Source organism: Bacteroidota bacterium (assembly GCA_021300195.1).
Classification (GTDB): domain Bacteria; phylum Bacteroidota; class Bacteroidia; order J057; family JAJTIE01; genus JAJTIE01.
On the sequence record JAJTIE010000035.1, the window covers coordinates 25,410 to 45,877 of the forward strand.

A 20,468-nucleotide genomic window follows, 5' to 3' on the forward strand; every position below is an offset into this window, starting at 1 on the left:
CCCATAGTTCGCTCGTCAGCAAGAAAACAAAAGGCCCAGGCTATCCCAGCTGGGCCTTTTTCTGTTTTAGCCCAGGGGGCGGATGCGGCGTCATATTTTGGGCACAACAGAATATCGGATGCCGGGTATGTAGTGCACGGAGGCTTTATAGCTTTATATTTGGGCATGCTAGATAAACATGGAATTGCAAAGCGCATAGCCCAAGAGGTACAGGACGGCATGTACGTAAACCTGGGTATTGGCATCCCCACCCTAGTGGCTAACTATATTCCGGCCGAGCTGCGGGTGGTGCTACAGAGCGAGAATGGCCTACTGGGCATAGGCCCCTTCCCCACTGAAGCAGAGGTGGATGCAGACCTGATTAATGCCGGCAAGCAGACGGTAACCTATCTGCCCGGTGCCGCTTTTTTTGACAGTGCCGAGAGCTTTGCCATGATACGGGGCGGGCACATAGACCTAACCATCCTAGGTGCCATGGAGGTGAGTGCCCAGGGCGACATTGCCAACTGGAAGATACCCGGGAAGATGGTGAAGGGCATGGGTGGCGCCATGGACCTGGTGGCGGCAGCCCGCTACATCATCGTAGCCATGACACATACCGGCCCTGGCGGCAGCCCCAAGTTGCTGCCCAGCTGTAGCCTACCCCTCACCGGGCTGAAGTGCGTAAAGCGGATTGTAACCGACCTGGCCGTAGTAGACGTAACCGACCAGGGCTTCCGGCTGGTAGAACGTGCCCCGGGCGTGAGCGTAGAGGAGATTGTGGCCAAAACCGGGGCTCCGATCCTGATACCCGGCCAGGTGCCTGAAATGGCCCTGTAGCCGCCAATCCGAGCATGCTCGAAGTTATTTTAGTTTCCAAAGAAACTATCTATTTGATTATGCCGTTCTACGCTCATTCCAAATCGATTGTATGAAAAGAAACCTGCTCCTCCTGTTGCTGCTCCTTGTCGGCCTGTGTGTGCACACAGCTAGCGCCCAGTTCCCATCCGGCGGACCCGACCCTGTGCAGTGGCGGGTGGAAACAACACCCACCAGTGGCTGGAAGGTGGGCGATGTAGTAACGGTACACTTCTATGCCAGCCTGCAGGCTCCCTGGCACATATACAGCGTGAAGCGATACAAGCCAGGTGAGTTTGGGCCCATGCCTGCTGAATACGAACCCTTTGAAGACAGCAAGGGCGTAAGTGCGATGGGCAGCCTGCAGGAAAGCGGACAGCCAACCAAGGAGTACGACGAGGTGTTTGAGGTAGATACCTGGTACTTCACCGGGCAGGCACACTACTACCAGCAGTTCCGCATTACGGCCGAGCAGGTGCACATAAAGGGCCGCATCAAAACCCAGGTGTGCAAAGAGGGCATCTGCGTACCCAAAAACAGGGAGATCGACATCAAGCAAACTGCGGGCGCCGGTACAGGCGCTGCCCCCAGCCCGGTGAGCCCGACAGAGAAAAATACCGATGGCGAGTCGGCAGATGCAGCCCAAACCCAAGCCAGCGAGGCCGACTCGGCACAGAAGGCCAGCGAGCCCACAGCCACCCCCGATCGCAGCGGGCTGATTGTGGTGGATGAGCAGGCCGATCCGAACGCAGCTGCTGATGGCGGCTCGCTCTGGGCCATCTTCTTTGCCAGTCTGGCAGCTGGGCTGGTGGCCCTCATCACCCCCTGTGTATTTCCGCTGGTGCCCATGACAGTCAGCTACTTTACCAAGCATGCCAAAAGCAGAAGGCAGGGCCTGCGAGACGCGGGGGTATATGTGTTGTCCATCATCATAATGTTCATGATCCCCGGCATCCTGCTGGTAAACCTGTATGGTGGCACCATTTTTTACGATATCTCCACCAGTGGCACGGTAAACCTCATTTTCTTCGTCGTAATCCTGCTGTTTGCACTCAGCTTCCTGGGCTGGTTCGACATCAAGCTACCCAGCAGCTGGAGCACCTGGGCCGACAAGCGCAGTATGAAAAACAGCGGGGCCATTGGCATCTTCTTCATGGCCATGACGCTTGTTATCGCCAGTTTCAGCTGCACAGGCCCGCTACTGGGTGGCGTACTCGCTACCCTGAGCAGTGGTGCCGGTGGCACCCAGGAGGCCGTGGTGGGCCTTGGCGGCTTTGCGCTAGGCTTTGCCGTACCCTTTGGTATACTGGCCATATTCCCCGGGCTGCTAAGCGGCCTACCCAGCAGTGGGGGCTGGCTAAACACCGTGAAGGTGCTACTGGGCTATATCGAGCTGATGCTCTGCATGAAGTTCTTCAGCCAGGCCGACCAGGTGTGGCACTGGGGCATCCTGGATCGCGAGGTCTTTATAGCCATCTGGATTGTGCTCTCTGGTGCCCTGGGTGCCTACCTAATGGGGTGGTATCGCCTGCCGCACGACCATGAGCCGCTGGAGAAAGTACCCGTACCCAGGCTGCTGATTGCCCTGGCTGCCTTCGGCTTTGGCCTCACCATGGTGCCAGGCCTGTGGGGCGCACCCATAGCGAACCTGAGTGGCATTCTGCCCCCAACAAACCGCGAAGTGGGCGTAAAAATATCCGAATATTATGCCGATGAATACCGCAACCATGGTGGTAGTACCGGCGGCCAATCAGGCGCCAACCAGCAGGTGTGCGACCTGCCACGAATAGGCGGCGACAAGCATGCACACAATGCACCGGCCGGCTTCTGCATGTTCTACGACTTTGAGGAAGGCATGGCCTATGCCAGCAAGGTAGGGAAGCCGGTGTTTCTGGACTTTACCGGCTTTACCTGTGCCAACTGCCGCCTGATGGAGAGCAAAGTATGGCAAGACCCGCAGGTAAAGCGCGCCCTGCAAGAAGACTATGTGATGATCTCGCTATACGTGGATGATACGGAAAAACTAAGCCAGCCCCGCAAGGCCAAGGACGGAACAAGCGTGCGTACCATAGGTGATAAATGGACGCAGTTCCAGATCGAAAACTATGGACTACTGGCGCAGCCCTACTACGCCCTGATAGCACCCGAACTGAAAGCGGGAAAAATAGTGAACTTTACGCACCCCGTGGGCTACGAAAACGATAAGAACACGTACCTGGCCTGGCTGCAGAAGGGTAAGGCCCTGTACGAGAAGATGGAGAAAAAATAGCTGAAATCCACTAAAAAAAACGCACTTTCGCACCTTGGTGCTGCACATAGCCGTTAAACTAACGGCTATGTGCGTTATAGTCATACCGATATAACTGAGCCCCCCTACCCCGGCGGATATGGACAAAAAGCCCGATACCACGCTTTCCTTTCCGAAAGAAAAGATCAACATCCTGTTTCTGGAAGACATTCATCCCCAGGCCATGGCCCTGCTTGCACGGCATGGGTACACGCAGGTAGCGCATATCCCAAAAGCTATAGACCCCAACGAGCTGCTGCAACGGCTGCCCGAGGTGCATGTGCTGGGCATACGCAGCCGTACAAAACTGACGGCTGACGTGCTACAGGTGGCCAACAAGCTCTTGACCGTAGGGGCCTTTTGCATCGGTACAGACCAAATGGACCTGGCTGCCCTGCAAGAAAAAGGAGTTGCTGCCTTCAACAGCCCCTATAGTAGCACCCGCTCCGTAGCCGAGCTTACGCTGGGCAGCTGCATCCACCTGATGCGGCGCATCTAAGAGAAAAGCCTGGCCGCCCATGAGGGCCAGTGGCTGAAAACCCATGTCGGCGCCCACGAGCTGCGCGGCAAGACCCTAGGCATCATTGGCTATGGCCGCATTGGCAGCCAGGTGGGCCTATTGGCCGAAGCGCTGGGGATGAAGGTAGTGTTTTACGACATCCTGCCTACCCTGATAATGGGCAATGCACAACCGGCCGAAAACCTGGAGGAGGTGCTAAAAACCGCCGACATCATAAGCCTGCATGTGCCCGAAACCACCACTACGCGCCACATGATAAATGAGCATACCCTGGGCCTGATGAAGCCCGGGGCAAGGCTCATCAACTATAGCCGGGGTAAGGTGGTGGACAATGCCGCATTGGCCAATGCACTGATCAAGGGCCACCTGAGTGGTGCCGCAGTGGATGTATTTGAGCAGGAACCGGCTAGCAAGAGTGCGCGCTTTGAAAACCCCCTCCAGGGGCTGCGGCAGGTCATCCTGTCGCCCCACATAGGGGGCAGCACAGAGGAGGCACAGGAAAGCATTGGGCTGGATGTAGCGCAGAAATTGATAAACTTCCTGGATCAGGGCAACACAATAGGCAGTGTAAGCCTGCCCGAAATTCAACTACCTGCCATGGAAGGAACCCACCGCATCCTGCACGTCCACCGAAACAGAAGCGGCGTACTCAGCGAGATCAACCAGCGCCTGAGCGATCATGGATTCAACATAGTGGGCCAGTTCCTAAAGACGAACGAGCACATAGGCTACGTAGTACTCGACATTGAACAGGGAAACACCCCACTGGCAGTAGACATCCTGAAGGACGTAAAAGAAACCATACGCATCCGCAGCCTCTATTGAGGTGGCATCCCCCTGCCCATCTTGCCCGTCCCCTCCCTGTGCTCGGGTGTTTCTTCAGCCCCGGCAGCCGGAGAAGGAAAACAAGGAAACCCTATATTTATCCTGGCGAGCAGGGTATTATGCCGGAAGCGTTCGCCCTTTCTAAGCCAAAATCATCCTCTCGCTCTCCCAGAACATGAAATACACCTTTGCCCCTGGCCCCTCTCAGCTTCAGCTGGAGACAGAATGGTACCTGCAAGAGGCCGTAGCCTCGGGCCTGCTGAGCGAGAGCCACCGCAGTCCGGCCTTCAGCCAGTTGTATGAGGAAGTGCTGCAGGGCTTCCGCAGCAAGCTGGAGCTGCCAGACTCCTATAGCCTGTACTTCCTGAGCAGTGCCACAGAGTGCTGGGAGGTTTTGACTGCCGGGCTTATTAGCGAAAACGCCCTGCATGTGTATTCCGGCGCCTTTGGCCAGCGCTGGTATGAGTATGCGCGGGCTATACGCCCGGGGGTAGAGGCACTCAGCTTCGACCCCGACGCAGACTTTGACAGCCTGAAGCCGCGACTCCTGCGCCCGGTGGAGCTGGTGTGCTTCACCCAGAACGAAACCGCCAATGGCACGCAGATCCGGCCCGAGTGGCTAGCAGAAGTACGGGCCGTACTGCAGGATCAGCTGATCGCGGTAGACGTTACCAGTAGCCTGGCAGGCCAGGCCCTGCCCTGGCGCGAGGCCGATGCCTGGTTTGCCAGCGTGCAGAAGTGCTTGGGCATGCCAGCAGGCCTGGGTGTACTGGTGTGCAGCCCACAGGCCCAGCAGCGGATAGAGCGCCTGGGGCACAGGGCCGCCTACAACGGCCTGCAGCGGCTGCACAGCCACTGGAAAGATCGGCAGACGAGCTATACCCCCAACGTACTAGCCATTTACCTGCTAAGCCGCATCCTGCAAGACATCCCACCCATCCGGCAGACGGATGCACACCTACAGGAACGGGCCCATACCTACTACAGCCTGCTGGAGCAGCACAGCTGGCTGTCGCCATTTGTGGCACGGGCCGAAAATCGTAGCCAAACGGTCATCGCCGTAGCCTGCCCGCCCGAGCGCCTGCTGGCAGGGGTACTGCAGCCCGCGCAGGCAGCTGGCCTCACCCTGGGCAGAGGGTACAAGCCGCTGGACAAAACAACCTTCCGGATTGCCAACTTCCCGGCACTACCTGCTGATGCTGTCATGGAACTCTGTGGCTTACTACAGGGGCTGTAGGGCTGCAGCACAGGCAGATTTCTGCCTACCTTTGCGCCAGACGAGAAAAAATTGAATCGCAAGATGGGTAAAGGATTATTCGACGGGTTGGGTGTGGCCATGGTGACCCCTATGCTGGCAGACGGCCAGCTGGACACAGAAGGACTAAGGCGCCTGACCGAACACCTGATAGACGGAGGGGTGGACTATCTGGTTCCGCTAGGCACCACAGGCGAAAGCAGCACCCTCACCAAGGCCGAAAAGCACTACGTGCTGGATATCGTAGTAGAGGTAAACGCGGGCCGGAAGCCCATGCTGCTAGGCTGCGGGGGAAACGACACCGCTGCCGTAGTACAAGAGATACAAAGCCTGGATGCCCGCTACCAGCCCGATGGGTTCCTGAGTGTAAGCCCAGCCTATAACAAGCCCAGCCAGGCAGGCATACTGGCGCACTACCAGGCCATAGCCGCAGCCACCGAAAGGCCCATTGTGCTGTACAATGTGCCCCCCCGTACGGCCAGCAACCTGGAGCCTGGCACCGTGCTGGCATTGGCCGAAACCTGCCCAACTATTATCGCCATCAAGGAGGCCAGTGGCAGCCTGCCCCAGGCTATGGAGCTGGTGGCGCATAAGCCTGCCCACTTTTCGGTGCTTAGCGGAGACGACCTGCTGGCCCTGCCCGGCATCTGCCTGGGCCTAACGGGTCTCATCTCGGTGCTGGGCAATGCCCTGCCAGAGCTCACCGGACGCATGGTCCACCTGGCTGCCAGGCAGGAGGTGCAGGCCGCCCGAGCCCTGCACTACCAGTTGCTACCACTCATCCACGCCATCTTCCAGGAGGGGAACCCCGCGGGCATCAAGGCCCTGCTGGCCGAGCTGGGCATTTGCCAGCCCTATACGCGCCTGCCCCTGGTGCCTGCCAGCCACGACCTGCAGGCCCGGCTAGGGCAACTGCTAAAGGCCCTGAAGCAGGCAAGCTAAGCGGCAAACCCACCCCGCTTTCGGGTGTGTATCCCACGGAATATGTATCTGCAAGATAGACTAAAGCAGCTACTGGCTGAACTGGACGAACGAAAAGCTGCTACACCCGGCCTGACGGACCCACAGCGCCAGAAGCTGCACTATAAGCTACGGCTGGAGATGAACTACCACTCCAACCGAATGGAGGGAAATACCCTGACGCTGGAAGAGACACGCTCTGTAATGATGGATGTACTGGACGTGCACCATCGCTCGCTGAAAGAGGTGCTGGAAGTGCGGGGCCACGATAAGGTCATGCAGAGCGTGCTCGGGGCGGGACAGGGCAAAGTTCGGATTACCGAGCGGCTACTGAAAGAACTGCATCGCGGGATAATGCACGAACCGGATGCGCCTGAAAAAGCGAACCAGATAGGCCGGGGGAAAACACAGGATAACTATCTGTACACCTACCGAGGCGAGCGCCTGGACTTTACACCTGCCAGCGAAACACCCCAGGCGGTAAACACCCTCATAAATTGGCTAGACAACCAGCTGTACCAACCCCTGGCGAAGGCCAAGGCCCCACTTCTGCACCCGGTGGTCATTGCCGCCGAATTTCATGTCCGCTTTGTAAGCATCCATCCCTTTTACGACGGAAACGGCCGCATGGCCAGGCTGCTCAGCGCGCTTATCCTGATCTATGCAGGCCATCCGCTCCCCCTTATCCGGGCGGAGCAGCGCGATACGTATACCAAAACCCTGGCTGATGCACAGCTGTATGGCCAAGACCCACTTCCCTTTTACCTATTCCTTACCGAGTGTGTGCTGGCCACCCAGCAACTGGTAGCCAAGGCGGCAGCCGATGAAAGCCTGGACGAACCCGGCGACCTGGACAAGAAGCTGGCCCTGCTAGACAGGCAGCTGCAGGACCGTGAGAAACTGACCCTACCTAAAGCGGAGGCCGACTATAAGGGGCTGATCCTGCCTGCATTCCTGGCACTTGCCGAGCGATGCGAAGCCGTTGTTCAAAAATTCCACCTGCTTTTTGGGAAAACAGGGTATCGGCTCATTACCTTCCCCCAAGAAAGGACACTGGAAAGCTTCGCGCAAGTAGGCGAGCTGGTGTATGCCCTGGTGCCAGCCAACAGAGGTGAGATCGATAAATTTCAAATTGGATTTGATCTGAGAGGCTTTACCCGCCCCAACAATAAGTCGGAAGGGCCATATGATCTATTCATTGGAGTAGGGATTTCATTCAAGCAACTTACCTACGACGTAGGATGCTACATCTGGGAAAACCACGGGCGTAGTATTCCGAATACGATTACCTCCTTCGGGTACCACGAAGCTGTAGATCGGGCAACAATGGATAGAATCACCGCCGCACTGGGCGACTACCTGTACGAAGCAGTGCGCCACCTGGCTGGGCTAGATACCCCTGATACCCCACTCCCCTAACCCCGGCCACCTAGGGTGTGCGCGCATTGCGGATGCTCTCGTACAGCAGGTCGGCCACCTTTCCCCGCACGTTCTCATACAGGAAGGTGTTGTTTTCGCTATCCGGATAGGTTCGGTTGGCCAGCAAGATGTAGATCAGGTCTGCCTCGGGGTCTACCCATACGCAGGTGCCCGTAAAACCCAGGTGGCCGTAGGCACTGGCCGTGGCGTAGTCGCTGGCAGGGCTAATGTAGCCAGGTCTCTTATCGGGCTTATCCCAGCCAAGCCCCCGGCGGCTACTGGGCAGCTGCGTACTCTGGCTGGTGAAGTAGCGGATAGTGCCGGGCTCCAAATAACGTTCGCCGCCATACTCGCCGCCGTTTCGGAGCATAAGCAGCAGTTTGGCCAGGTCGTAGGGGTTGCTAAAGAGGCCCGCGTGGCCACTGTAGCCACCTAGCAGGCTGGCGCACTCGTCATTCACATAGCCCTGCACCCGCTCGAAGCGATACTTCCGGTCTTCTACTGTAGGGGGGCAGTCTGCGGCACGCCCCTTCCAGGCTGGGTTAAACAGGGTATTGTTCATGCCCAGCGGCTGGTAAAAAGTATGCGTAGCATAGTCCTCCAGGCTCTGGTTGGTAATACGCTCCATAACCCGCTTCAGGATAATCATATTCAGGTCGCTGTATTTGTAGCCCTGGGCCTTGTTCACGGGTTGGCGGATGATCTGGTGCCAGATGGAGTCTGGATAATCTTTGTTCAGCCACAGCTGCGTACCTATCTGCACAGGGTAGCTGGCCAAGGGGAGGGTGTCGTATACGGCGGGGTCGCGCACGCCATCCTTTACGGTCTGTAGGTAAAAGGGAATCCAGGCCACCAGGCCGCTATTGTGCTGTAGCAGCTCGCGGATGGAAATATCGCCCACGGCTCCGGTTACCTCTGGCAGGTAGGCGTGCACCGGTGCGTCCAGCGTCAGCTTTTTCTCTTCCCACAGCTTCATGGCACACACGGTAGTAGCCACCACCTTGGTTACCGAGGCCAGGTCGAACAGGCTGGCATAACTGTCTACCGGTACCTCGCGCTGGTAGGTGTGGTAGCCAAAAGCGCGGTTGTATACAATGTTATTGTTCCGCAGGGCCATAATGGCGCAGCCTGGCATCGCCCGTTTGCGAATCAGGTCTTGCACCAGGGGTTCAATCTTGTCCAGGGTAGCGGGGTCCATACCCGCCTCATCGGGCCGGGCGGTTCGGAACCGCTCGCCCTCATTTACATAGCTGAAACCCATGGAGAACTTATCGGGCAGCACCACCGGCATCAGGCCCGTGGGCTGCCGGCTACCCATCACAATCTCGGCCGCGGCTACCTGGGCCGCCGGGGCTTCCTCATAGGCCGCTATCACAGCACGATGATCTTGCAGGTACTGCAGCGCATAGGGATTATTGAAGTGTACCAGAATGCTCTGTGCATCCCAGGCCGATACAGAGTCGCAATAGGTAAGGATGGTGGGCGTAATGCCATAGTGGCGGAAGGCATAGCGGCTCATCTCGAAGAGGCCGGTTACGATAACGTCATAGTCTTTTAGTACCCGCAGCACGCTATCCAGGGTAGCGCGGCGGCTGTAGCGGTCTAGCAGGAAGAAGTCAAAGGGCGCATAGGTTTTCAGCGTTTCATAGAAGGGCGTGCCTCGGTTGTAGCCAATCTGTACATAGGCCATGCGTCGGTTCAGCTTGCCTATGGGCACGGGCAGCAGGTCATTCTTCACCAGGCTTACCGCCTGGGCATACAGTTCATCGCGCAGGGCTATGGCTGCCGGGTCGGCAATGGCGGCACGTGCCGCCTCGTAGCTGGCATAGCGGTTTTTCGGCAGGCCCATCCATGCCTTGGCCAGCAGGATCCGGTACACATGGGCATCCAGTTCGGCCTGGGTATAGGTGCTGTCTTCCAGGATAGCCCTGCGGATGTAGGCAATAGCCTTGGGCACATCGCGTGGATACAGCAGCACATCGTTTCCGGCTTTCAGGGCCATCAGCTCGGCCTCGCCTGCCTGGTAGTAGCGGGCTACCCCGCCCATATTCATGGCATCGGTAAAGACGAGGCCCCGGAACCCCAGCGAATCGCGCAGCATGCGGCCTACCACCCTGGGGCTTAGGGTAGTGGGCAGGTTTGGGGTGTTATCCAGGGCGGGTACATACAAGTGGGCTACCATAACCGACTGTACCCCGTGGTGGATGAGCTGGCTAAAAGGATAGACCTCTATGCTATCCAGGCGCTGGCGACTGTGCCGGATGAAGGGCAGCGTGTAGTGGCTATCGCTGTCGGTATCGCCGTGGCCGGGGAAGTGCTTGGCCGATGCCATAACACCATGATCCTGCATACCCTGCATCAGCATCAGGGCCTTGCGGGCCACCAGGTGTCGATCCTGCCCAAAAGAGCGGTCGTTGATCACCGGGTTGCGTGCGCTGTAGTTCACGTCCACCACGGGGGCAAAGCTGACATGCACCCCCAGCGCCCTGCACTGGCCAGCCATTATGCGGCCATACTGGTAGAGCAGCGAGTCATTCTCTATGGCACCCAGTGTCATGTTTCGGGGAAAGCTGAGGGTGCTGTCCAGCCGCATACCCAGGCCCCACTCAGCATCCATACCCACCATAAGTGGCAGCCTGCTGCTACGCTGCAGGCGGTTTAGCGCCGCCACCTGGCGCATAGGCCCCCCCTGCATAAACATAACGCCACCAATGCGCTGCTCGCGCACCAGCTTCTCCACCTGTGGTATGTTGTACTGCACCGCATCGGTAAAGGCTGCCACCATAAACAGCTGGCCAATCTTCTCCTCCAGGCTCAGGCTATCCAGCTGCTGCCGCGCCCAAGCGGCATCGGCGCCGGGGAATAGCTCCTCCACCGTCTCGGGCGGGCGAGTGGCCCGCGCAGGGGGATTGTACTGCGCGTGCGCCTGGCCCAGGAGCAGGGCAGCAAGAAATAAAAATCGCACATCCATGATTCCGACCAAAAATACGGCAATCTGCCTCCGGGCGAGCCCCGCACACCCCGGCATCTATCCACAGGTGCTGCCCGCCTACCAGATGTAGAGATACGCAGGCTGTGGACGAAGCGTTGGCCAGGGGCTAGCCGGTGCGCAAGGAAAAGCCGTAATTTTACTCATTATGATGTTGGTTGTACTTACAGCAGCGCTGAGTTTTCTGGCGAACTACTATTTCCGCGACAGTATGCCCTGGTGGATATTCGCGCCGGTGTGTGCTGCCTGCGGCTTTTTGTTTGCGCGGAATACCGTCCATGCCTTTCTGGCGGGCTTTCTGGGTCTCTTCCTGCTGTGGGGGCTGGTGGCACTGGGTATCGACCATTTCAATGGCTATCGGCTAGGAGATAAAATTGCCCAGCTACTTTCGCTGCCGAACAACCTGACACTGGTAGCTGCTACAGGCCTGGTGGGCGGCCTGGTTGGGGGCTTTAGCACCTGGGCTGGCCGCCGGATTCGGGCCATCCTCTAGGCAGGGTGCGTACGCCCACCTGCGCGCCCCAGGGCATTGTTCGGCGAGCCGCCAGGTTGCGGCCAGCCCCCCCACCCCCACTGCGCTAGTTATAGTTGTAGTCGTACGCAGCAGGGTCGTACTGCCAGCCTCGCTGGAAGGTATTGAGCAGGGTGCTGATCTGGAAGTGATGTACCCCCCCAACCGCATGGTAGCTGGCAAAGCCATAGTCCAGGTAGAAACGGTTGATGCGCAGGCCCAGTCCTAGCGAAAATCCGTTCAGGTTCAGGCCATTATTCTCGGGGCTTTGCAGCTCGCGGCGGCGCTGATGGTTGTACCCAGTACGGAGGTGCAGGTTCTTGTTGAGCAAAAATTCCAGCCCGAAGGTGAGGTGGCGAAACACCTCGTCTGCCGTGCTCGTCTTATCCTTCACCGGGTTTCCCTCCAGGTCCAGTTCCTCGCCCTCAGCATCCTGGTTTACCAGCTGGGGCCGGTGCAGGTCGTGGCCCGTAAGGGTAAAGCGCATGGGCGTGTGGGGTATACGCTTGGTGATGCCCAACTGAAGGTCAAAGGGCAGTGGCTCGGTAGTGCTGCCAGCCACATAGGGGTTCAGCTGTCGGCCTATGTTCTGTGCCACAGCACCTATTTGCACATCCCACTTCTTATAGTCGTAGTAGGCCCCTATATCCATTGCCAAGCCCCAGGAGCTATAGGTATATAGATGAGAATTGATGACTTTCAGATTTGCGCCTACACTTAGGTTCTCGGCCACTTGCCTGCCCCAGCCTGCATTCAGGGCTACATCGCCCGCGCTAAAGCTACCTGTCCGATTGCCAAAGGCATCGGCCTCGGTAAAGCTGCCGTACCCTAAGTACCGAATGCCCAGCTGCACGGTGCCCAGCTGGGGATAGTGGCGGCTATAGCCCACCGTACCATAGTTGGTATTGCCCAGAAAGTCGATCCAGCTGGCGTATGCCTTTTGGTGCATGTCCGGGTTTAGCAGGGCTGGGTTCATCAGCGCCAGGGCGTTGTCTGTGTTCTGCACGGATATATAGGCGCCCCCCAGCGCCGTCTGGCGGGCACTGGTGTGCAGCCGAAGAAAATCGAATACGGCACGGCCTCCCACCTGTGCCTGCACAGCCGCTACCAGCATTAGGCTGCCAAGCCACAAACTTGCGAGCAGCTGCTTATACATCCTGGTTCTATTCATGCACACAAATTAAACGGATTCGGTGGCCCATTATTGGCTGGGTGGCAGAAAATGTGGTACACCAGTGTGCCAGGGAATATCTGTATATTTGCTCTTTCCCAATTATCAAGAAAAAATGGATGTATTCGACAAAATAGACCGCCGCATGCAGAGCGACTTGGGCAAGTATGCGGAAATAGGCCACGGTTATCTAAGCTTCCCAAAGCTAGTGGGAGACATTGGGCCCCATATGGAGTTTCGGGGAAAGCAACTGCTAAACTGGAGCCTAAATGACTATCTGGGGCTAGCCAACCACCCCGAGGTACGGGCAGCAGATACAGAAGGCGCGCGCCGCTGGGGCCTGGCCTCGCCTATGGGTGCACGAATGCTGACCGGTAATACAGACTACCATGAGCAACTGGAGCAAGAGCTGGCTGCATTTGTAGAGAAAGAAGACGGCTTTCTGCTAAACTATGGCTACCAGGGCTGTATGTCCATCATACCTGCTATTACCGACCGGAAGGACGTGATTGTGTACGATCAGCTGTGCCACGCCTGTATTATAGACGGTATGATGCTGAGCCTGGCAAAGCGCTTTGTGTTTGCACACAACGACATGGAGCAGCTGGAAGACCGGCTGAAAAAAGCAGAAGCCATTGTAAAAGAAACCGGAGGCGGCATCCTGGTGATCACCGAAGGCGTATTCGGCATGAAGGGCGATACGGGCCGTTTGGACCTGATTGCCGCACTGAAGAGCAAGTACAGCTTCCGCCTGATGGTAGACGATGCACACGGCTTCGGTGTAATGGGTGCCCACGGACGCGGCACAGGCGAATACTATGGGGTACAAGACAAGATCGATATCCTGTTCGACACCTTTGCCAAGAGTATGGCCCTGATTGGTGCCTTTGTGGCCGGTGAGAAAAAACTGATCAACTACCTGCGCTACAACCTGCGCAGCCAGATCTATGCCAAGAGCCTGCCCATGCCGCTGGTGTGGGGAGCCCTGAAACGCCTGGAGCTGCTGCGTAGCAAACCTGAGCTGCGCGAAAAGCTGTGGACCATTACACACGCCATACAGAATGGCCTGCGCCAGCGGGGCTTTGACATAGGTGAGCTAAACACGCCGGTAACGCCCGTGTATATGAATGGTAGCGACGTAGAGGCCATGAACATTGTGGCAGACCTACGGGGTAACCACCGCATTTTTACCTCTGCCGTTGTATACCCGGTGGTGGAACGTGGGGTCATCATTCTGCGCATCATCCCCACCGCCAGCCATAGCCTGGAGGATGTAGAACGCACCCTGGCTGCCTTTGAGGACATACGTACAAAACTGAATGCCGGTGCCTATGTGGATAAAGTGCCGCAGTTGAGTTGAGAAAAAAACAGGAAAAAAGCCCTCAAAAATGATTTTGAAAGGCTTTTTGCATTTATTTGCATCCCGTAAACTGAAAAACCTTTAATTATGAGTAACCCCTATTCCGAGATTAAACAGATGGTAGAAGAGCTGGAAGGAGATTTCCAGAAATTCTTTGAGAAAGGCAACAAGGCAGCCGGCACCCGTGTACGCAAGGGCCTGATGGACCTTCGCAATCGCGCACAAGAAATCCGCAAAGAAGTGCAGGACTCTAAAAACAATGCCTAACTACACTCGGCAAAAAAGACAAAGGCTACCAAATGGTAGCCTTTTTTTATGAACCAGCTCGCGAAAGGCAGCGCGGTTAGCATAAAACGCTCCAGGCTAAAGCAGGTTTGCCTAAAAAATGGGCAGGAACGGATTATGCAACCTGTGCAGAACTTATTCCAGGCCGAGTCATGCCGCCACGCTTAGGCAGGGATATTTTTAAGATTCAGGAAAAGACACTGCCCCTCCCCCACCCGCAAGGGATCTATCTGAACCGCTCGTGCAAACGGCCTATGCAAGGCTGCTGGTTAGGCGGGCAATCTCTAAAAGCAACAAGCAGGATCAAAAAAAGAGGGCCTCATGGCCCTCTAAAAGTTACTCTACAGCAAGCTGGCACCAAAGGGGTTGGCTACTGATCCAGCACAATTACACGCTCCGTGTACACCCTACGGGCCGTAACTACTTGAACGTGGTAACTACCGGCAGCCAGTCTGCCCACGGGTAGGCTGTGCAGGCTCTGGCCTGCACTGGCCGCCACGGTTTTGGTGAACAGTACCTTTCCTAATACATCCCTTACCACGATCTCTACCGGCTCATCTGCTTCCAGCTGTAGCACCAGGCTGATCTGTTGGCCATTCAGTGCGGGGTTGGGGAATACGCGCACACGTTCGTCTGCTGGGGCACCGCCACTGCGGATCAGCAGCACCGTATTGCTATGGGTTACCCGGCCATCCAGGTCTTGCTGCTGCACGCTGTAGTAGTAGTGCGGAGTGGTCATAGAGGCCACCTCCATATCCAGATGTTGGTAGGCCACGGGCTGGCTGGTGGTACCTACGGCAGAGCGCCAAGCCACATCGGTCCAGGTGATGCCATCCAGGCTGCGCCGCAGGGTATAGCCATAGGCATTGGTCTCGCTATCTCCCGTCCAGTATAGTTGGGCATCTCTTCCATCCCACTTGCCTGCCAGCACCAGGTTTTCCACGGGCAGTACAGTCTGAAAGTCGGGCATGAAGGTGAAATCGCTAAAGGCATCATTTCCGATTGAGCCAAGGTTATTACTCACATCATGAGACACACCCAGGCTTTGCGGAGATAGTCGCCAGTTATTTGGCTGGGTATAGGCCGTACTGTAGGCACCGGCTACCTTAACCATATCCAGTTCTTCACTCAGATCTGCAGGCACAAAAGGCAGGTCTACATTATGGTAATTAAAGGTACCAACATAGCCCCCAGCAAAGTTAACGGTTCCGCGCTCCAGGGTCCAGAATCGGTTGATAGCAGTGGCCAGTGTGGGATGCCTGTGCTCGCGCACACGGCCCAGCAGGGTTCCAGAGCCGGTAACGCTCGCAAAACTGATCTCACACGGGCTGTATTCATCGCCACCTAGCGGGAAGCTGTGGGCTACATCCGTGCCCGTAGCATACTCCCACACACAGTAACCATTTTCCGTGGCCACTAGGTAGCCTGTTTGCTGGCCTGCACCCGTAACCGTAGCTGCACTTGCCAGGGTAATGTTCTGGTTACCCAACACCACTTTGGCACCCGTAAAGCGGATGTCCGTATTTACGCGGGTGTTCGCTCCGCCCAGTGCCTTATTGCTCAGCACAGAGGCCGACGGGCTGCTTACTTGTAGCCTGCCATACTTGCCTGCCCACATAGTTTGGGCATTTCCATTGTAGTGCACCAGGCTGTTGTCATCATTATTCAGCTTTGCCGCGTTCATTACCGCAAACTCGCCGGTAATGACCAAGGTACCCAGGTTATAGATATCCGTGTTGCTGATGAGCTGGGCCGCATCGGGCGGAAGGGTAGTGCTCACTACACTATTGGGATCTGCAGAGCCATGGGGCATGCGCAGGATAACACCACTGGCCACCGTAAGCCGTGCACCAGTCCGAACCAGCACCTGATCCACGCCATTAGGAATGGTGAAATTGTAGTTCACATTGTGACGTATGTGCACATAGCGGCTCAGCGCGGTGGGATACTGCACCTGCAGGCAGCTGTTGTTCACAAAGCTGGCCGAAACCCAGGTGGAAGTAGCAACATCCCACACCTCCCAGATGCTTACATCGGTCCAGCTTCCATCGGCAATAGTGCGGTAGTCCAGCGGGGGTATATTGCAGCTACCCACGCTTATTGGGCCTACTGTAGTCTGCCCACTGCTGGTCTGGCTGTACATATCGGCAGAGGTACCGCTGCCCAGGGCAGGCTTCAGGTTTTCAACTCGCGCCCAGCCCGTACCGCTGTTGAACACACCATTGGCCGAAGAGGCGCGGTCAAATCCGGCATTTTCATCTGCTGCAACCCAGTAGGTCGTAATCGCCAGGTTGCTACCCCCTGGAACGCTTTCACTCAGGTGCCAGGTGCGGTTAACCGAAGTGGCTGCGGTCAGCTCGTCCTGGGCGAAAATCAGGTCATTTGCAAAATTGGGCTCTACACGCAGGCTGTAGTTGTCTACAGTGCCATCATTGTCTACCAGCAGCGGGTTATAACTGGCGGTACTGCTGCCTACGGGGTAGAAGAATGGCGTACTTCCAACCGCATCTTTGACCACCGAACCAAACTGATTGGTGACAAAGTAACCGGCTGAAGGGCCGAAGCCAGACAGAGTGGCGGTGCTCCGTAGCGCTATGTTTCTATTGCCCAATACAATGAAGGCATTGCTGAATTGCACGCCAGTCCGCACCTCGGTATTGGCACCCCCTACCGCTTTGCTACCGCTGCCAGTTACCTCTAGCCTGCCATATGAGCCGTTCCACATGGTCTGATTTCCGGCCAGTGTATAGGCTACGGTACTGTTATCACTGTTCTGTAGCAGGCCAGATCCCGTTGTGGTAAAGGTGCCGGCTATCTCCAGGCGGCCCTCATTTACCAGGTCATAGGTACCCTTATCTACCACTCCCAGGTTGCTACCCACCGGTATGCGTAGCAGCCCTGCGGCCGATATGGTGGTTTGGTCAATGCCAAAGGGATTGTTGGTTGTGTTAAAGGCACCAGCCGTATTGTACAGCAGATTGTACACAACGGTGTGCTGTACCAATACGGAGTCGCTCTGCGCAGTGGGATAGGGTATTGTACCACAGGCAAATACGAGGTTCTCAGCTGGCACCCACACCCCTGTTGTCGGATTTTTTACTTCCCAGGTAGTAAGGGCATTCCAGTTTCCATTATCCCTGGAACGATAGTCCAGGCTAGTTATATCTTCCTCATTTACCCGTATAGGCTGTATGCTGCTCTGGCAGGCTGCATTTGTGGCACGCACGCCATACACACCCGTGCCCACCGTGTAGCTGCTGGCAGTGCCCAGTGTGGTGGTAACGGCAAGCGTGGTAGGATTCAGGGTAAACCACTCATAACCAGCGCCGGCAGATACCGTTGCCGTGATGGTGGCAGAGCCGCCTGGGCATACCAGCTGGTCGCTTCCGGGCGTAACGACGGGCAGCGGCAGGATGCTGACAACAACCTGGTCGGTGGAGGTAGCGCAGGCGCCCGGCAGAGATGGGTCGGTGACCGTGAGGGTATAGGTAGTGGTGGTGGTGACCGTGGCGATGGGCTGGGCTACATTGGTAGCGCTGAGGCCCGTAGCAGGCACCCAGCTGTAGGTATAGCCTGCCATAGCCGGAGATCCCAGTGTGGTGGGTGTGGGGGTAGGGCTTTCGCAAAAAGTTCGATCTGCACCTGCAGCAGCCACAGGGCCGCTCAGCACCACCACGGTAAAGGTGTTCTCTACTTGCTCTGCGCATCCACCCGGGTGCGTGAAGTTGATACGCCCCAGATACTGTGTAGTGGTAGCCGGAGTTACCGTAATAGTAGGGGTTGTGGCGCCGGTAGACCACCAATAACTGACAGAGGTAGCACCGGCAGCTGGTGCCACAGTGATGTCTAGCGTAACGGGTGTGCCTGCACACAAACTCTGCTGCGGCGAGGATTCATTGGCCAAAGCAATGGCATAGTTCCACGAAGCAGCTCCGTCATAGGGCCCACCCTGGTAGAACAACGGCTCCACACAGGGGTTGAGCACGTCCGCCGTAGCCCCATCATAGGGCCCACCCTGGTAGAACAGCGGCTCCACACAGGGGTTGAATACGTCCACCGTAGCCCCATCATAAGGCCCACCCTGGTAGAACAGCGGCTCCACGCAGGGGTTGAGCACGTCCGAAGTGACTCCATCATAAGGCCCACCCTGGAAAACAGGCTCCAAGCCTGCCAAAAAGCATGAATCGAGTGTCTCGGTACAATTCCCGTTTATCAAGGTCAGGCTAACCAGGTTTTCGCCATCATTAACAAAAATTATGTTCGCCGGATTTTCATCCGTTGAGGTTCCACCACTGGCAAAATCCCAATACCAGGCAAGCGCATTAGTTGAGTTTGAGGAAAAGTTGTATGGAGTATCGGCTATCACCTGCTCGCAGCCATTCTCTACACCCCCCGTAGCCGGAGAGGTAACACTGATAGAACCGGTGGGCTTCAGGTCAATGTCATAAGGAATGGAGAGGGTAGCCACCAGGTTTGGCATGAAAGCCGTGTTTCGCACGGTAAGGCGAATGGTATAGGTACCTTCGGCCGTGTAGGTGAACGAAGGTTCGAAATCTGAAGAGGTGGAAGCAGCAGGATCACCAAACTCCCATTCATACTCAATATCGGAGCCTTGGGTAGAGAAGTTTGAAAATTGAACTGGCTCATTTACGCAGCCCCCGGCAATGGTAAAGTTTACAATGGGCAACAAGGGATTGAGCGGATTGCAATCCTGATCTGTAGTGGGGGCAGTTACAGCAAAAAGATTGACAGTACCGACAGCAGCAGCAGGAACCACCACCTGCACATAGTAATCTCCAGTTTGCATGCAGTTCAGGGTAAACTCGGTAAGTGCGTCCGAGTTGCACGGGCCAGCACTGAGGGCCGTGCAGGTGCCATACAGCACGCGGTAGCGGATATTTGAGGGAAGGGCATTGGTATTTTCCTCCAGGCGGAAGCGCAAATCCACCTTCTCTGTTGCGGCTACAGCCACCTTAAACCAGGCAGACTTATAGTTGGTAGGGCCGAAAAGACAGCCCATATTACTGCCATCCTCGCCAAAACCCTCGCCTATGGTGTGGCAGTCAATATTGACCGATCCGGATGCTGAGGTAAGCAGGCCGGGCACATGGGTAAGCTGAATATTAACCGCCTCAGACTCCGGGTCCGTAGAAGTACACAAGTCGCCACGCTGAGGGATGAGCCATACACGGGGCCGTACCTGCTCGATGGTATAGCCACAGCCCGTAAGCAGCACATAGTACCGGCCAGGGCTTAGGCAGCCCTCGCTCCAGGGCTGGCTGTTCGCAAAAAGAGTGCTCGTCGTAACCCGGTCGCTGGCATCCAGGCTGGCACAGTCAGGGGCCTTGTACACCTGGATGTTATCGGCATCTGCATAAACCTGGTTGCCGGGGTTGATTTCGTAATTGATACGAAGCCTACCCGAAAACGTACTCTCGAATGTGTACCACAGGGTGCGGTTGCCACAGCCATTTGGGTCGGTAGCACTTCGGGTGGCACAGGAGAAAGAAGCCCAATTACCCACCGTCACGCCAGATGGCAGCACGCCCATGTTGGCTGCATTTAGGTTCGGGTTGGCATCCCCCCCCACAGAAGTCGTGCACTAAAGGTAGATTATCAAATCCCTCGTGCTGCACGCTTACGTCCACCTGTCCATTTACGTAGTTAAATACGTTGTTGTCTACAATAACATAGTACCGAACCCTGCCTGTTTCGGTGCAGGGGTTGCGCTCAAAGGTAACGGAGTTTCGGTCCTCTGGGCACCAATTTGGTGCCGTCCGGCTGTTATCGATAAAGCGGAGGCCCTGTGCCACGGTGCTATCTATACCCCCACTGGCGCGCAGAGTAGCAAAATCGATGGTACCATCGGCATCCGAGCGATATACACTAAAAGGAGCCTGCAGGGTCTTACCACTGGTTCGGTTTCGAACACGCACAGTAACTCGTCCAGGGCCGTCTACCACAAAGGTGTACCACAGGGTGCGGCGGGTAAAGGGTTGTGTCTGGGCATCGTCCTGGTAGACAACGAAGTTGGCAGGCATGGGGTAGG

Annotated in this window: 12 protein-coding genes and 1 pseudogene; 9 read left to right on the top strand and 4 right to left on the bottom strand. The window is 56.6% G+C overall.

What is annotated here, in order from left to right; translation table 11 throughout:
* Nucleotides 1-165: 165 nt before the first annotated feature.
* The 6 genes and pseudogenes from LW884_08545 (at nucleotide 166) to LW884_08570 (ending at nucleotide 8,103) form a co-directional block, all read left to right on the top strand.
* Nucleotides 166-819, top strand: a complete 654-nt coding sequence (locus tag LW884_08545) for a 3-oxoacid CoA-transferase subunit B (GenBank protein MCE3008376.1) — start codon at nucleotides 166-168, stop codon at nucleotides 817-819.
* Between the two features lie 91 nt (nucleotides 820-910).
* Nucleotides 911-3,106, top strand: coding sequence for a thioredoxin family protein (locus tag LW884_08550; GenBank protein MCE3008377.1), 2,196 nt, complete (start codon nucleotides 911-913; stop codon nucleotides 3,104-3,106).
* 118 nt (nucleotides 3,107-3,224) lie between these two features.
* A pseudogene (serA, locus tag LW884_08555) lies at nucleotides 3,225-4,469 on the top strand (phosphoglycerate dehydrogenase).
* Between the two features lie 175 nt (nucleotides 4,470-4,644).
* On the top strand, nucleotides 4,645-5,706 hold the full coding sequence (locus LW884_08560; protein ID MCE3008378.1) for an aminotransferase class V-fold PLP-dependent enzyme: 1,062 nt from the start codon (nucleotides 4,645-4,647) through the stop codon (nucleotides 5,704-5,706).
* A 63-nt stretch (nucleotides 5,707-5,769) separates the two neighbouring features.
* Entirely contained in the window at nucleotides 5,770-6,666 is an 897-nt protein-coding gene (dapA, locus tag LW884_08565) for a 4-hydroxy-tetrahydrodipicolinate synthase (GenBank protein ID MCE3008379.1), read from the top strand.
* A gap of 42 nt (nucleotides 6,667-6,708) precedes the next feature.
* On the top strand, nucleotides 6,709-8,103 hold the full coding sequence (locus tag LW884_08570) for a Fic family protein (protein MCE3008380.1): 1,395 nt from the start codon (nucleotides 6,709-6,711) through the stop codon (nucleotides 8,101-8,103).
* Nucleotides 8,104-8,113: 10 nt separating this feature from the next.
* On the opposite strand, the gene LW884_08575 is transcribed toward LW884_08570, so the two are convergent.
* The gene (locus LW884_08575) at nucleotides 8,114-11,074 is read right to left on the bottom strand and encodes a serine hydrolase (GenBank protein ID MCE3008381.1); all 2,961 of its coding nucleotides are present in this window, start codon (nucleotides 11,072-11,074) and stop codon (nucleotides 8,114-8,116) included.
* Between the two features lie 166 nt (nucleotides 11,075-11,240).
* On the opposite strand from LW884_08575, the gene LW884_08580 reads away from it, so the two are divergent.
* Nucleotides 11,241-11,585: a hypothetical protein gene (locus LW884_08580; GenBank protein MCE3008382.1), complete on the top strand. Its 345-nt coding sequence runs from the start codon at nucleotides 11,241-11,243 to the stop codon at nucleotides 11,583-11,585.
* Nucleotides 11,586-11,670: 85 nt separating this feature from the next.
* Here LW884_08580 and porQ read toward each other — a convergent pair whose 3' ends face one another.
* Nucleotides 11,671-12,774, bottom strand: coding sequence for a type IX secretion system protein PorQ (gene porQ, locus LW884_08585; GenBank protein MCE3008383.1), 1,104 nt, complete (start codon nucleotides 12,772-12,774; stop codon nucleotides 11,671-11,673).
* A gap of 115 nt (nucleotides 12,775-12,889) precedes the next feature.
* Here porQ and LW884_08590 point away from each other — a divergent pair, with 115 nt between their 5' ends.
* Together LW884_08590 and LW884_08595 are read left to right on the top strand one after the other, a co-directional pair.
* Nucleotides 12,890-14,134, top strand: a complete 1,245-nt coding sequence (locus LW884_08590) for a pyridoxal phosphate-dependent aminotransferase family protein (GenBank protein MCE3008384.1) — start codon at nucleotides 12,890-12,892, stop codon at nucleotides 14,132-14,134.
* A gap of 87 nt (nucleotides 14,135-14,221) precedes the next feature.
* Nucleotides 14,222-14,401, top strand: a complete 180-nt coding sequence (locus LW884_08595; GenBank protein ID MCE3008385.1) for a histone H1 — start codon at nucleotides 14,222-14,224, stop codon at nucleotides 14,399-14,401.
* Nucleotides 14,402-14,789: 388 nt separating this feature from the next.
* Here the strand turns inward: LW884_08595 and LW884_08600 are convergent, their stop codons facing one another.
* Nucleotides 14,790-19,970 (bottom strand): PKD domain-containing protein, encoded by a 5,181-nt coding sequence (locus tag LW884_08600; GenBank protein MCE3008386.1) that lies wholly within the window; start codon nucleotides 19,968-19,970, stop codon nucleotides 14,790-14,792.
* Complete coding sequence (locus LW884_08605) at nucleotides 19,936-20,460, bottom strand: hypothetical protein (protein ID MCE3008387.1); 525 nt, start codon at nucleotides 20,458-20,460, stop codon at nucleotides 19,936-19,938. Before LW884_08605 ends, LW884_08600 begins: the two co-directional genes overlap by 35 nt.
* Nucleotides 20,461-20,468 lie beyond the last annotated feature (8 nt).